Origin of the sequence: Dietzia sp. B44 (genome assembly GCF_014145245.1) — a bacterium.
Taxonomy (GTDB): domain Bacteria; phylum Actinomycetota; class Actinomycetes; order Mycobacteriales; family Mycobacteriaceae; genus Dietzia; species Dietzia natronolimnaea.
Genome location: NZ_JAALEF010000216.1, coordinates 1 through 13,109, shown reverse-complemented (window position 1 = coordinate 13,109; position 13,109 = coordinate 1). Strand labels below are relative to the sequence as shown.

The 13,109-nt window shown below is 70.0% G+C and carries 14 protein-coding genes; 1 reads left to right on the top strand and 13 read right to left on the bottom strand.

The annotated features are described in order from the left end of the window. Positions 1–80 precede the first annotated feature (80 nt). The 13 genes from G6017_RS08045 to ftsY form a co-directional block, all read right to left on the bottom strand. Positions 81–386: a DUF2469 domain-containing protein gene (locus tag G6017_RS08045; RefSeq protein ID WP_007632861.1), complete on the bottom strand. Its 306-nt coding sequence runs from the start codon at positions 384–386 to the stop codon at positions 81–83. After that, positions 383–1,060 (bottom strand): ribonuclease HII, encoded by a 678-nt coding sequence (locus G6017_RS08040; RefSeq protein WP_182616852.1) that lies wholly within the window; start codon positions 1,058–1,060, stop codon positions 383–385. The genes G6017_RS08045 and G6017_RS08040 overlap by 4 nt, the downstream gene beginning before the upstream one ends. Next, the gene (gene lepB / locus G6017_RS08035) at positions 1,057–1,851 is read right to left on the bottom strand and encodes a signal peptidase I (protein ID WP_182616850.1); all 795 of its coding nucleotides are present in this window, start codon (positions 1,849–1,851) and stop codon (positions 1,057–1,059) included. The genes G6017_RS08040 and lepB overlap by 4 nt, the downstream gene beginning before the upstream one ends. 62 nt (positions 1,852–1,913) lie before the next feature. Continuing rightward, positions 1,914–2,255: a 50S ribosomal protein L19 gene (rplS, locus tag G6017_RS08030; RefSeq protein ID WP_017836979.1), complete on the bottom strand. Its 342-nt coding sequence runs from the start codon at positions 2,253–2,255 to the stop codon at positions 1,914–1,916. A 163-nt stretch (positions 2,256–2,418) separates the two neighbouring features. Continuing rightward, positions 2,419–3,219: a tRNA (guanosine(37)-N1)-methyltransferase TrmD gene (gene trmD / locus G6017_RS08025; RefSeq protein WP_182616848.1), complete on the bottom strand. Its 801-nt coding sequence runs from the start codon at positions 3,217–3,219 to the stop codon at positions 2,419–2,421. Next, positions 3,216–3,749: a ribosome maturation factor RimM gene (gene rimM, locus G6017_RS08020; RefSeq protein ID WP_182616846.1), complete on the bottom strand. Its 534-nt coding sequence runs from the start codon at positions 3,747–3,749 to the stop codon at positions 3,216–3,218. Before rimM ends, trmD begins: the two co-directional genes overlap by 4 nt. Positions 3,750–3,784: 35 nt before the next feature. Next, the gene (locus tag G6017_RS08015; protein ID WP_179525471.1) at positions 3,785–4,027 is read right to left on the bottom strand and encodes an RNA-binding protein; all 243 of its coding nucleotides are present in this window, start codon (positions 4,025–4,027) and stop codon (positions 3,785–3,787) included. A 5-nt stretch (positions 4,028–4,032) separates the two neighbouring features. Continuing rightward, positions 4,033–4,542, bottom strand: a complete 510-nt coding sequence (rpsP, locus tag G6017_RS08010; protein WP_179525472.1) for a 30S ribosomal protein S16 — start codon at positions 4,540–4,542, stop codon at positions 4,033–4,035. Positions 4,543–4,754: 212 nt separating this feature from the next. Further along, positions 4,755–6,329 (bottom strand): signal recognition particle protein, encoded by a 1,575-nt coding sequence (ffh, locus tag G6017_RS08005; RefSeq protein ID WP_182616844.1) that lies wholly within the window; start codon positions 6,327–6,329, stop codon positions 4,755–4,757. 64 nt (positions 6,330–6,393) lie between these two features. Then, a complete protein-coding gene (locus tag G6017_RS08000) occupies positions 6,394–8,769 on the bottom strand; it encodes a [protein-PII] uridylyltransferase (RefSeq protein WP_182616842.1) in 2,376 nt (791 codons plus the stop codon). Between the two features lie 189 nt (positions 8,770–8,958). Continuing rightward, complete coding sequence (locus G6017_RS07995) at positions 8,959–9,297, bottom strand: P-II family nitrogen regulator (RefSeq protein WP_182610323.1); 339 nt, start codon at positions 9,295–9,297, stop codon at positions 8,959–8,961. A 28-nt stretch (positions 9,298–9,325) separates the two neighbouring features. Continuing rightward, positions 9,326–10,621: an ammonium transporter gene (locus tag G6017_RS07990; protein ID WP_182610326.1), complete on the bottom strand. Its 1,296-nt coding sequence runs from the start codon at positions 10,619–10,621 to the stop codon at positions 9,326–9,328. Between the two features lie 229 nt (positions 10,622–10,850). Next, positions 10,851–12,293 (bottom strand): signal recognition particle-docking protein FtsY, encoded by a 1,443-nt coding sequence (gene ftsY / locus G6017_RS07985; RefSeq protein ID WP_182610324.1) that lies wholly within the window; start codon positions 12,291–12,293, stop codon positions 10,851–10,853. 98 nt (positions 12,294–12,391) lie between these two features. On the opposite strand from ftsY, the gene G6017_RS07980 reads away from it, so the two are divergent. Beyond that, on the top strand, positions 12,392–13,109 hold a 718-nt coding region (locus tag G6017_RS07980; RefSeq protein ID WP_182616840.1), incomplete at its 3' end, for a succinate dehydrogenase/fumarate reductase transmembrane subunit.

The following is a 13,109-nucleotide window of genomic DNA, read 5'->3' as shown; positions in this document are numbered from 1 at the left end:
GGCCCGATCCGCTGGACGCGGATCGGGCCGGGAGCACCCTGTGGAGGCGCCGGAGGCTGTGGAGGACCAGCCGCCGGGTACTACTCCGGGAGGCGGAGTTCGGGCTTGTCGAGCTCCTCGATGTTGACGTCCTTGAAGGTCAGGACCCGCACGTACTTCACGAAACGGGCAGGCCGGTACATGTCCCACACCCAGGCGTCCGACATCCGGACGTCGAAGTAGACCTCACCGTCCGCGGACCTCGGGATCAGTTCGACCGCGTTCGCGAGATAGAAGCGCCGCTCCGTCTCGACGACGTAGGTGAACTGACCGACGATGTCGCGGTACTCGCGGTACAGCGAGAGCTCCATCTCGGTCTCGTAGTTCTCCAGATCCTCGGCGCTCATCTAGTGCTGCTCCTCGAATGCGCCTGGGCGGCGCGACGGACGTTGGCGTACGACATCCGGTGGATGTCGCTGGGACCGAGCTGCTCGATCGCCCTGGCGTGACCCGCGGTGCTGTACCCCTTGTGGGCGGCGAACCCGTAGCCCGGGTACCTCGGGTCGAGGTCCACCATAATCCGATCGCGGGTGACCTTTGCGAGGACACTCGCGGCGGCGATGGATGCGACGACCGCGTCGCCCCCGATCACCGCCGTGGACTGGCATCCGAGCCCGTCCACGGCGAACCCGTCGGTGAGGACGAAGCCCGGTGCCGGGTCGAGAGCGGCCACCGCACGACGCATCCCCTCGAGGTTGCACCGGTGCACACCCCGCTCGTCGATCCGATCGGACTCGATCACCACCACGGACACGGCGGTCGCCCTCCGCAGCACGGCGTCGTGGAGCCGTTCCCGGGTGGGCGGGGACAACTTCTTGGAGTCGTCGAGGTCGGCGAGATCCGGGGGGAGGCGGTCACCCAGAACGCATGCCGCCACCACCAGCGGACCCGCGCACGACCCGCGTCCGGCTTCGTCGACCCCGGCGACCGGCCCGAGGCCGCGCCGTCCCAGGGCCGCCTCGAGTGCCAGCCGTCCGTCACGCCGGGTCACCCTGACCCGGCCCGGTCGGACCGGGCTCACCCCGCGTGGATGTCCGGCGAGGGGACGGACCCGATCCGGTTGAACGGGAGGATGATGGCCTGCACCTTGCCGATGACGTTCCCCCCGGGGACGGTGCCCTGGAACTCGTCGCCCATGTGGTAGCGGGAGTCGGCGGAATTGCCCCGGTTGTCACCCATCACCCAGTAGTTTCCCTCCGGGACGGTGACCGGTCCGAACGCGCAGTTGAGTGGGTTGCGTTCGAGTGCGGGCTCCGCGTTGAGGTACGGCTCGTCCAGGGGCTCCCCGTCCACGAGGAGGCCGCCGTCCGGAGAGCACCCGCCCACGGTCTGTCCGCCCACGGCGACCACGCGCTTGACCATGTCGTTCTGGTCGGGCGGGACGATGCCGATGACCCCTCCGATGTCCTGCAGGGTCCGTATCACCGGGTTGTCCGAACGGATGGACTGGTATCCCTGGTTCCAGGAATCCGGCCCCTCGAACACCACGACGTCCCCGGGCTGCGGATCGCCGAACCGGTACGAGATCTTGTCCACGAAGATCCGGTCACCCGTGCAGCCGGCACACCCGTGCAGCGTGGGCTCCATCGACTCCGACGGGATCTGGTAGACCCGCCCGACGAAGGTCTGGAAGACGAACACCAGCACCAGGGCGATCACCACCAGCAGGGGGATCTCGATGTACCAGGGCTGGCCCTTCTTCTCGGTGGTCCGCGCGTCGCGTCGGCCTCCACCCACGCCTCGAGCCGGGTCCCCGTCTTCTCGGGGGCCCGGCTCGGAGGGGTTCTGTCCAGGTGATTCGGTGCTGCTCACCCGGACGAGCGTAGTCGATCGGCCACCGCACCCGGCGGCCGAGTCCGACCCGCTCTACGCGCTCAGCGCTTCTCCTTGATCTTCGCGGCCTTGCCGCGGAGGTTGCGGAGGTAGTACAGCTTGGCGCGACGGACGTCTCCGCGGGTCAGGACGTCGATGTGGTCGATGGTGGGCGAGTGCACCGGGAAGGTGCGCTCGACGCCGACGCCGAAGGAGACCTTGCGGACGGTGAAGGTCTCCCGGACGCCACCGCCCTGGCGGCGGATCACGACACCCTTGAAGACCTGGACGCGCTCCTTGGAGCCCTCGATGACCTTGACGTGCACGTCGAGCGTGTCGCCGGGGCGGAACGCCGGAATGTCGTCGCGGAGTGACTTGTTGTCGATGAAGTCGAGAGTGTTCATTGTGTTCCTCGGATGTCAGGAATTGAGGACAGAGGACCCTGGCGCCCGCCTCCCGGCGGGACGACCGGTTCGTGCCCGGATCAGCGCGACCGTCCGCGGACGCACGGATGCGCCCGGATGATCAACCTCGCTAGTGTGCCATTGTCGGCCCGCCCGACCCAAATCAGCCGGCGCGGGGCGTCCAGCCGACGGAGGCGAGCGTCTCCAGGTCCGCCGGACGGAGATCTGCGCCATCGAGCAGCTCAGGTCGGCGCCGCGCAGTGCGTCGTAGTGATTCGTCTCGCCGCCACCGCGCGATCTTCGCGTGGTCGCCGCTCCTGAGCACCGCGGGAACCGGCCGTCCCCGCCACTCCTCGGGTCGGGTGTAGCTCGGCCCCTCGAGGAGCCCGTCGGAGAAGGAGTCCTCCTCATGGCTGCGCTGGTTGCCCAGGACTCCCGGCAGGAGCCTGACGACGGCCTCCGCCATCACCAGGACCGCCACCTCTCCCCCGATGAGCACGTAGTCGCCGATGCTCACCTCTTCCACGTCCAACCGTGTGGAGGCCTCGTCGATCACCCGCTGGTCGATCCCCTCGTATCTGCCGCATGCGAAGAGCAGGTGACCGCGACGGGCGTACCGGTGGGCGTCGTCCTGGGTGAAGGGCCGGCCGGCGGGAGTGGGCACGATGAGGAGAGACCGTTCTGCGGAGTCGTCCGCGGGCGGGGGAACCAGCTCGTCGAGAGCCTCACCCCAGACCGTCGGCCTCATGACCATGCCGGGGCCCCCACCGAACGGGGTGTCGTCGACGGACCGGTGCACGTCGTGGGCCCACGCACGGAGGTCGTGGACCTCGAGATCCAGGATTCCGCGATCGATGGCCCGCCCGGGCAGCGCCAGACGGAGCGGGGCGAGATAGTCCGGGAACGCGGTGACGACGTCGAGCCGGAGTCGCGGAGCGGGAACCGTGTCGTCGGTCCCCGTCACGAGGTCCCCAGATCGAGTAGTCCCTCCGGTGGGTCGATCACGCACGTACCGGAACCCAGGTCCACCTCGGGCACGATCCGGGTGACGAAGGGCACCAGCGCGTCTGCTCCGTTGGCGAGCCGCACCGCGAGCAGTTCCCCTCCAGGCGTGTGGACGACCTCGGTGACCTCACCGAGCTCCGCCCCGCCGGTGTCGAGGGCCCGTAGCCCCACCAGTTGGTGGTCGTGGAACTCGTCCGGATCCCCGGTCTCCGGAAGCGCCTCGGAGTCGACGAGCAGGAGCATCCCGCGCAGCGCGTCGGCGGAGTCCCGGTCCGAGACGCCGGCCAGGCGCACGAGAAGCCGCCCGGAATGATCCCGGGCGGCTTCTACGGTGACCTCTCGGTCCGTGACGTTGTTCCCCTTGCCGGTGCGGCCCAGCAGTCGCTCGCCCACCGCGAAACGGTCACGGGGGGAGTCGGTCCGCACGTCCACCACCAGCTCACCGCGGACTCCGTGGGATTTGACGACGCGGCCCACGACGAGTTCCATGGTGTCCTTCCGGTGCGGGTGGGTTCCGAGTGGGACTAGCGGTCGGTGTCGACCACGTCGACCCGCACGTCCGGCCCGCCGACGGCGGAGACGATCGTCCGGATCGCGGAGGCGGTACGGCCACCGCGCCCGATGACACGTCCGAGGTCCTCGGGCGACACGGTCACGCGGATCACCGTGCCGCGCCGACCGCCACTCGACCTGACGGACACCGCGTCGGGATCCGACACGATACCGCGGACGAGATGGTCGACGGCGTCGACGACCATGTCACTCATCGGACTCAGGCCTCGGCGTTCTCGGCGTCGGGTGACCCGGCCTCGGCGGACTCGGTCTCGGAGGCCTCGGCGGCGGCCTTCTTCGCGTCGTCCTCGGCCTTCTTCGCCTCTTCGGCCTTCTTGGCCTTCTCGGCCTTGCGCTTGGTGGTGATGGCCTCGGCGGACGGCTCGCCCTGGGCCTCCTCGAGCGCCTTGTTGAACAACTCCAGCTTGCTGGGCTTGGGCTCGGCGACCCGGAGGGTGCCCTCGGTGCCCTCGAGGCCCTTGAACTTCTGCCAGTCGCCGGTGATCTTGAGGAGCGCCTCGACGGCCTCGGTGGGCAGCGCGCCCACGCCGAGCCAGTACTGCGCACGCTCGGAGTCGATCTGGATGAAGCTCGGCTCCTCCTTGGGGCGGTAGAGCCCGATCGTCTCGATGGCGCGTCCGTCGCGGCGGGTGCGGGCGTCGGCCACGACCACCCGGTACTGCGGGTTACGGATCTTGCCGAGGCGGGTGAGCTTGATCTTGACGGCCATGTGGCGTCTCGCTTTCTCTTGCGGGTCACGTGGCGATTCAGCGACTCCCGCACCTGTTGCGGGGCCCGGTTTCGCCTTCCGGGTGACCGCCGTTCGGCGCGGGCCCCCGTTCGCGACCAGCACGACGGGACCCACCGGTGACGGCGTCCAGCGCACCAGTCTAAACGCCCCGCGACCGCTGGACCCAATCGGCGCCCGCCCGGCCGGCCGGGTCAGCGCTTGGGGAACTTCAGGTCGTTCAGATCGATGCCCTCGAGTCCCGGCGGAAGCGTGTCGAGTCCGGGCGGCATCTGCGACAGATCCGGCATCCCACCCGGGGGCATGCCCGGCATCCCCGGGGGCATTCCCGGCATCCCCCCGGGCATCATGCCTCTGTTCTTGGGCTGGGTCGGACCGCGGCCCTTGCCCTTGCCCTTCTTGCCCTTGCGCTGGTTCTTCCGACCGGCCCCGGGCATGCCCATCTGTCCCGCCATGCGGCTCATCATCTTGCGGGCCTCGAAGAACCGGTCCACCAACTGGTTGACGTCGGTGACCGTGACACCGGACCCCTTGGCGATGCGCTGGCGGCGGGATCCGTTGATGATCTTGGGATCGGCCCGCTCCTCCGGCGTCATCCCCCGGATGATCGCCTGGATACGGTCCAGGTACTTCTCGTCGATGTCGCCGACGGCCGCCTTCATCTCCTTGCCCCCGGGCAGCATGCCCAGCAGGTTTCCGATCGGGCCCATCTTGCGGATCATCAGCATCTGGTCGAGGAAGTCCTCGAGCGTGAGCTCCCCCGAGCCGATCTTGGCCGCGGTCTTCTCCGCGTCCTTGGCATCGAAGACGGTCTCGGCCTGCTCGATGAGCGAGAGCACGTCGCCCATGCCCAGGATCCGGCTCGCCATGCGGTCGGGGTGGAAGACGTCGAAGTCCTCGAGCTTCTCCCCGTCGGAGGCGAACATGATCGGCGTGCCGGTGAGCTCGCGGACGCTCAGCGCGGCGCCGCCACGGGCGTCGCCGTCGAGCTTGGTCAAGACGACGCCGGTGAAGCCGACCCCCTCGCGGAAGGCCTCCGCGGTCATCACGGCGTCCTGGCCGATCATCGCGTCGAGGACGAAGAAGGTCTCGTCCGGCTGGACCGCGTCACGGATGCCCCTGGCCTGGGCCATGAGCTCGTCGTCGATACCTAGCCGGCCGGCGGTGTCGACGATCACGACGTCGTGCATCTTGGCACGGGCGTGCGCGAGGCCCCGCTGGGCCACGGTCACCGGCTCCTGCACACCGACGACTTCGCCGTCTCCCCCGACGGACGTGCCGGGATGGGGCGCGAAGACCTGCACGCCGGCGCGCTCGCCGACGATCCGGAGCTGGTCGACCGCACCCGGCCGTTGCAGGTCACACGCCACGAGGAGCGGGGTGTGACCCTGGCCCTTGAGCCAGTACGCGAGCTTGCCCGCCAGAGTGGTCTTACCCGCACCCTGCAGACCGGCGAGCATGATCACCGTCGGGGGCTGCTTGGCGAACTCGATGCGCCGCGCCTCGCCGCCCAGGATCGCGGTGAGCTCGGCGTCGACGATCTTGACGACCTGCTGCGCGGGGTTGAGGGCCTCGGACACCTCGGAGCCCTTGGCCCGTTCCTTGACGCGCGAGATGAACGTGCGCACGACGGGGAGGGCGACGTCCGCCTCGAGCAGCGCCAGGCGGATCTCGCGCGCCGTCGCATCGATGTCGGCGTCGCTGAGCCGCCCCTTTCCGCGCAGGTCCTTGAGCGCACCTGCCAGGCGATCGGACAAGGAATCGAACACGGCTACAGCTCCCTGGGTCGCGGGCCGGGGGCGTGGTGGCCCCGGCGTCGTCGACGACGACTGCTCACAGGGTATCGGCACGCCCGACGCCGGGCGTGGCGGGATCGCGCCGGGGCAGTAGGGACTCCACCTCCGTGGCCGTGCTGAGCACCGCTCCGGGGCCGGACAGGGCGAAGACGTCCTCGACCGCGGCGCCGCGGGTCCGCACCACGACCCAGTCGATCCTCGCCCCCTTGCCCAGGATCGACGCGATGACCTTGGCGAACAACCCCGGTCTGTCCTCGGCCCGCACCTCGAGCAGGATGCCGTCGGCATCCGTCCGTCGATTGACCAGGACCGAGGACCTGGCCTGGGGCGGTCCGATCAGGCGGGAAGCGTTGCGTGCGAGCGCGGCCCTCAGCGAGGCCGACACCCCCGAGTCGACCGCCCGACGCAGATCCTGGCGGAGCACCTTCGGGTCGACTGGGTCGCCGAAACGGGTGGACACCGTCATCCTCGCGCGCACCCCACCGGGTGGGCGCAGGTCGATCTCCGCGTCGACGATCTCCAGCCGGTGGGCGGCGAGGACCTCCGCGGTCACCGCGAGCGATTTGCCCGAGCCGGGGACCACGAGGGTGATCTCGTGGTTGGTCCCCGTCCCGGCGGGGCGCAGGTCCACCACGACGTCGGGGGGGCCGTGCGGCCGGGTGGCGTCGACGGTCGGCGCCTCGACCGCGCCGGGGTGCGACCCCATCCGGTCCCGGCACGCGTCGACCAGCATCTCGTGCGCCCTGGCCCGGCCCGGGGTCCAGACCGTCGGCCCGGTGGCCAGCGAATCGGCCTCGGTGAGCGTGGCGAGCACGTCGAAGGCGGTCGCGTCCCGATCGAGCGTGGCCAGCACCGAGTCGGCCGTCGCCGGGTCCGAGGGATCACGTCTGGTCGCGGTCGCGGCCAGCAGCAGATGGTGCCGGACGATCCGGACCAGGGTGTCGACGTCGCCGGGACCGAGCCCCATGCGTCGCACTATCGGGCCGACCATCTCGGCGCCCGTCTCGCTGTGATCGCCCTCGCGACTCTTGCCCAGGTCGTGCAGCAGCGCCGACAACAGGAGCAGATCCGCCCGCGCGACCGAGGTGGTCAGCCGGGAGGCCTCCACGGCGGTCTGGACCAGGTGACGATCGACGGTGTAGACGTGAGCCCGGTCCCTCGCGGGCAGATCCCTCACCTCCGACCACTCGGGGAGCATCCGCTCCCACAGCCCGCTCCGGTCCAGCGCCTCGACGACCGGCACCTGGCCCTCGCCGGAGCCCAGCAGGACGAGGAGGTCCGACAGCGCCTCGGCGGGCCACCGACCCTCGGGGACCGGCGAACGCTCCACCAGTACCCCGAGGGTCGAACCGGCCACGGGCAACCCGAACCGGGCCGCCGCCGCCGCCACCCGGAGTGGGAGCCACGGGTCCTCGGTGACACGCGCGTTCCTCGCGAGTGCCACCTCTCCGGCGTGCTCCACCACGCCGTCGTCCAGTGGTCTGCGGACCGGCGATCTGCGGAGCAGCCCGGTCAGACCGCGGGAGGACAGCGACGCGCACGAGCCACGGATGGCCTGATCCGCGGTGAACGCGATGGTCCGGGAGGCGTCGCTGAGCGCACGGGCGAGGTCGAAGCGATCCCCCAGCCCGAGCGCCTGTCCGACCTCGTCCCCGTACTCGGCGTGCAGCACCTCCCGGGGCCGCCCGCTCACCCGGTGGAGCTCGGTCCGCGCGTCGAGCACGAGACGGTGCGCGGTCGTCAGCCCTCCGGGGACGACCGGTCGTCCGTCGCTGAGGTGTGCCACGGCGAGCGCGGTGACCAACTGCGAATCCCGCAGACCGCCCACGCCGTTCTTCAGATCGGGTTCGCTCCGGTGCGCGATCACCCCGGACCGCTGACGCCGGGCCACCGCGGAGGCCACGAGATCGTCGAACCGGGAGGCGATCTGGTCACGCCACTGTCGCCGGGCGCCGTCGACCACGAGCGCGCCCAGGTCCGCGTCCCCGGCGATCACGCGGGCGTCCAACAGACTCAATCCCACCGAGACGTCCGCAGCCGCCACCGCGAGACACTGGTCCACGGTCCGCACACTGTGGTCCAGGCCCACGCCCGAGTCCCACAGGGGATACCACATGGCGTCGGCGAGCTCACCGACGTCGCGGTCGGGTCGTCTCTCGTGCACCAGCACCAGGTCGAGATCGGAGTACGGGAGCACCTCACGCCGGCCGAGCCCGCCGAAGGCCACCAGGGCGAACCCGGACCCCGGGCCGATCCCCGCCTCCTCCGCGAGCCGTCCGAGTTCCATCTCGTACAGCTCGCACAGTGCGTCCCGCAGGTGCGGCGCGGGGAGGTCGGCCGACGTGGCGGAGAGGATCTGCTCGCGTCCGTCCCGCAGCGCCATGGCCCGCTCACCGTCCCCCGTGAGGCTCACGTCGTCCCTCTTTCCCTCATGAGTGTGTCTCCAGACTGTCGGTGCCGTGTCACCTCGCAGCGGCCACGGTGTTTCGCTTCTGTGAACGCCCGTGCACGTGCACCGAGAGCGACGGTGAGGCACGGGGAATGACGGAGAAGCGCGGTCGGCCCCGGGTCCGGGGTCGACCGCGCCTCGTGGTGTCGTCGATCAGATCGCGGCGTCGCCCGCCTCGCCCGTGCGGACCCGGACGATGCTCTCGACGTGGGTCACCCAGACCTTCCCGTCGCCGATCTTCCCGGTTCGCGCGGCATCCACGATCAGTTGGACGACGGTGTCGGCGGTCTCGTCGTCGACGACCACCTCGACCCGGATCTTGGGGACGAAGTCCACGGCGTACTCAGCACCGCGATAGACCTCGGTGTGACCCTTCTGGCGGCCGTAACCCTGGACCTCACTGATGGTGAGACCGTGGATTCCCGCCTGTTCGAGTGCTGCCTTGACGTCGTCGAGCGTGAACGGCTTGACGATCGCGGTGACGAGCTTCATGTCAGGGGTTCCTTTCGCAGATGTCGGCTCAACGGATGAGCGCGTTGGTGGAGGCCTCGTACGCGGACTCCGCGTGCTCGGCGCCGTCGATACCGGACTGCTCGTCCGTCTCGCTGATGCGCCATCCCAGCGGGCGGCAGATCACGTAGGCGATCGCGGTCATGATGGCGGTGAAGACGAGCGCCGCCACGGCGATCACGATCTGGACCACGAGCAGCTTCCACCCGTCCGCCGAGTAGAACACGCCGGCATCGGTGTCGAAGGTGCCGGTGGCCAGGAGGCCGATGGCGATGGTGCCCCAGAGACCCGCCACGAGGTGGACGCCCACGACGTCGAGCGAGTCGTCGTAGCCGAAACGGTGCTTGAGTCCCACGGCGAGGGCACACAGGGCGCCGGACACGGCACCGAGGGCGATCGCGCCGAGGGGGTGGACCGACCCGGCGGCCGGGGTGATGGCGACCAGACCGGCGACGACACCCGAGGCGGCACCGAGGCTGGTCGGATGACCGTCCCTGATCCGCTCGGTGAGGAGCCAGCCGAGCATCGCGGCGGCCGTGGCGACGGTGGTGTTGATCCAGGCCAGGCCGGCGGCCCCGTTGGCACCGAACGCCGAACCGGCGTTGAAACCGAACCAGCCGAACCACAGCAGACCGGCACCGAGCATGACGAGCGGGAGGCTGTGGGGCCGGAACGCGGTACGCCCGAAGTCGTAGCGCTTGCCGATCAGCAGGACGAGGACCAGCGCCGCCATACCGGCGTTGATGTGGACCACCGTGCCACCGGCGAAGTCGACCGGGGCGACGGCTGCGACGAGGCCGCCCTCACCATCGTCGACGGTGCCGAAGATCATCGCCGCGAGGCTGTTCTCCGAATGTGAGAGGAGCCCGCCGCCCCAGACCATGTGGGCCATGGGGAAGTAGGCGAGCGTGACCCACACGGCGGCGAAAGTCAGCCAGGTACCGAACTTCACGCGCTCGGCGATGGCTCCCGAGATGAGGGCGACCGTGATGATCGCGAAGGTGACCTGGAAGCCCACGTCGACGACCTGCGGGTAGGCGCCCGACGCTGAGGTCACCCAGTTGTCCGCGTCGCCGATCACCCCGGCGAGACCGAACATCTCGAAGGGGTTGGCGAACAGCCCGAGGACGTCCTGCTCGCCGTAGGACATCGACCAGCCCCACAGCACGTAGACGATCCCGACGACCCCCATCGCGCTGAACGACATCATCATCATGTTGAGCACTGACTTCTGGCGGGACATCCCGCCGTAGAACATCGCCAGTGCGGGCGTCATGAGCAGGACCAGGGATGCCGCCATGAGCATCCAGGCCGTGTCTCCCGCATCGATCTCCGTTGTCGCCTCCTGGGCGAGCAACAAGACACTGTCACCTCTCACGGTGAGGTCCTCCTCGTCTCCATGGTGAGCGTTTGTCACTCACTCTCGGTTCAGAAGAATTCCTTTCCGCTGTTTCGGTCGATGCGCGGGCGTGTTTCCGGTCTGTAACGTGGCCGGCCCTGTGGTTCCGATCGTGTGTCCTGGGTACCCGCGCGTCCTAGGTCCCGAGCAGGGCGTCGACGAAGGCGTCCGCCGTGAAGGGCGCCAGATCGTCGGCTCCCTCGCCCAGTCCGACGAGCTTGACCGGGACCCCGAGTTCGTGTTGGACCTGGAAGACGATGCCGCCCTTGGCGGTGCCGTCGAGCTTGGTCAGCACCACTCCGGTGATGTCGACGACCTCCTTGAACACGCGCGCCTGCATGAGGCCGTTCTGCCCCGTCGTCGCGTCGATCACCAGCAGCACCTCGTCGACCGGGGTCTTCTTCTCCACGACCCGCTTGACCTTTCCGAGCTCGTCCATGAGCCCGGTCTTGGTGTGGAGGCGGCCGGCGGTGTCCACCAGGACCGCGTCCACCCCGGTCTCGACACCCCGGGCGACCGCGTCGAACGCCACCGACGCGGGGTCCGCGCCCTCCTTGCCCCGCACGACCTCCGCTCCGACCCGTTCGGCCCAGGTCTGGAGCTGGTCGGCGGCCGCTGCGCGGAAGGTGTCGGCGGCACCGAGCAGGATGTGGCGTCCGTCCGCCACCAGGACGCGGGCGAGTTTGCCGGTGGTGGTGGTCTTGCCGGTGCCGTTGACCCCGACGACGAGGATCACGGCGGGGGTGCCGTTGTTCGGCAGCGCACGAAGCGAGCGGTCGTACTCGGGGTGGAGGTTGTCCACGAGGGCCTGCCGCAACAGGCCCCGGACCTCGGCCTCCGTGCGGATCTGCCTGGTCGCGATGTCCTCACGCAGGCGGTCGACGACGCGCTGGGTGACCGTGGTGCCCAGGTCCGCCATGATCAGCGTGTCCTCGATCTCCTCCCACGCGTCCTCGTCGAGATCACCTGCGCCCAGGAGCCCGAGCAGCCCCTGACCCACGGCGCCCTGGGAGCGCGCCAGCCGACCGCGGAGGCGGTCCAGGCGCCCCTCGGACGGGTCGATCCGCTCGACGGGGGCGACCGGGGAGGGGGCCCCGGTGATCAGCTCGGTCGTGGGGACCGGGACCTCCTCGTCCGGGACCTCCGGCGGTACCACCACCGGTTCGACGGGCGCGGGTTCCACGACGACCGTGTCGTCGCTCGGACCGGGTTCGGTGTCCGGCTCGGGCACGACCGGCGTCTCGACCGACCGGGGGGTCTCGACCGTGTCGGCCGGGCGGGGTGTGTCGACGGGGCGGGGTGTCTCGACGGGGCGGGGTGTCTCGACCGACCGGGACGTCTCGCGCGGCAGGGGTTCCCTCGGGGGTGCCGCGGTGGCGGTCCCGCCCGCCTCGGTGAACGAGAAACCCGTCCCCGCCTGGTAGTTGCCGGAGCGTTCCTCACGGGTGAGTTCCCTGCGCTCCTCCGGCCTGCTCAGCGAGATCTGTCGCTTCTTGCGCAGCTGCAGGCCCACGACCAGCGCGAGCACGGCGAGCAACAGGACGGCGACGACGGCGATGATGATCCAGGTGGTGTTCACGGTGCCCAGTATGGACGACGACCCCCGTCCTCATCCCGGCCCCGGGCGGCGTGGGCGGACCTAGACTGGCGCGCGTTCCCGTAAGGAGGTGTCCGCGCGTGACCGAGGTCGCTGCCCCGCACGTCCCGGTCAGGGCCCGGAGGCCTCACCTCCGGCGTACCCCTGTGTTGCCCACCTGGGCCGCGAAGACGGTCATGGCCGTGACGGGCCTGGTCTTCACCTCGTTCGTCGTGGTGCACATGATCGGCAACCTCAAGGTGTTCGGCGGTGCGTCCGGTTTCGACGGTTACGCCGAGTGGCTGCGGACGCTGCTCTATCCCCTGGTGCCGCACGAGGGGGTGCTGTGGGCCCTGCGGGTGGTGCTGGTGCTGAGCCTGGTGGCACACATCTGGTGCTCGGTGGTGCTCGCGCGACGGTCCCGGGCGTCGGCGGGTCCTCGTCGTCGTCGCACCGGTCTGACCGCCGGTTCCTTCGGCGCGCGATCCATGATGCTGACCGGCGTGGTGATGCTGCTGTTCGTGGTCTTCCACGTCCTGGACATGACCACCGGCACACCGCCCGCCGCCAGTGACTCCTTCGTCCCCGGTTCGGCGTACTCGAACCTCGTGGCCAGCTTCGCCAGGCCGTGGGTGGCCGCGTTCTACGGGATCACCATGGTCCTGCTGGCGGTACACGTGGCGCACGGCGTCCGCACGGCGGCGGGCGATCTCGGGGTGACGGGCGTCCGGAGCCGTGCCGCGGCGACGGTCGTGGGTGGGGTCGCCGCCGTCGCCGTCCTGGTGGGCAACGCCCTGATCCCGATCGCGGTGCAGGCCG

Coding starts and splice junctions, on each gene's coding strand:
- G6017_RS08045 (WP_007632861.1), bottom strand. CDS start 386: ATGAGCGCCGAGGATCTGGAGAACTACGAGACCGAGATGGAGCTCTCG.
- rplS (WP_017836979.1), bottom strand. CDS start 2,255: ATGAACACTCTCGACTTCATCGACAACAAGTCACTCCGCGACGACATT.
- rimM (WP_182616846.1), bottom strand. CDS start 3,749: ATGGAACTCGTCGTGGGCCGCGTCGTCAAATCCCACGGAGTCCGCGGT.
- G6017_RS08015 (WP_179525471.1), bottom strand. CDS start 4,027: ATGAGTGACATGGTCGTCGACGCCGTCGACCATCTCGTCCGCGGTATC.
- rpsP (WP_179525472.1), bottom strand. CDS start 4,542: ATGGCCGTCAAGATCAAGCTCACCCGCCTCGGCAAGATCCGTAACCCG.
- G6017_RS07995 (WP_182610323.1), bottom strand. CDS start 9,297: ATGAAGCTCGTCACCGCGATCGTCAAGCCGTTCACGCTCGACGACGTC.
- G6017_RS07990 (WP_182610326.1), bottom strand. CDS start 10,621: ATGCTCATGGCGGCATCCCTGGTCCTGCTCATGACGCCCGCACTGGCG.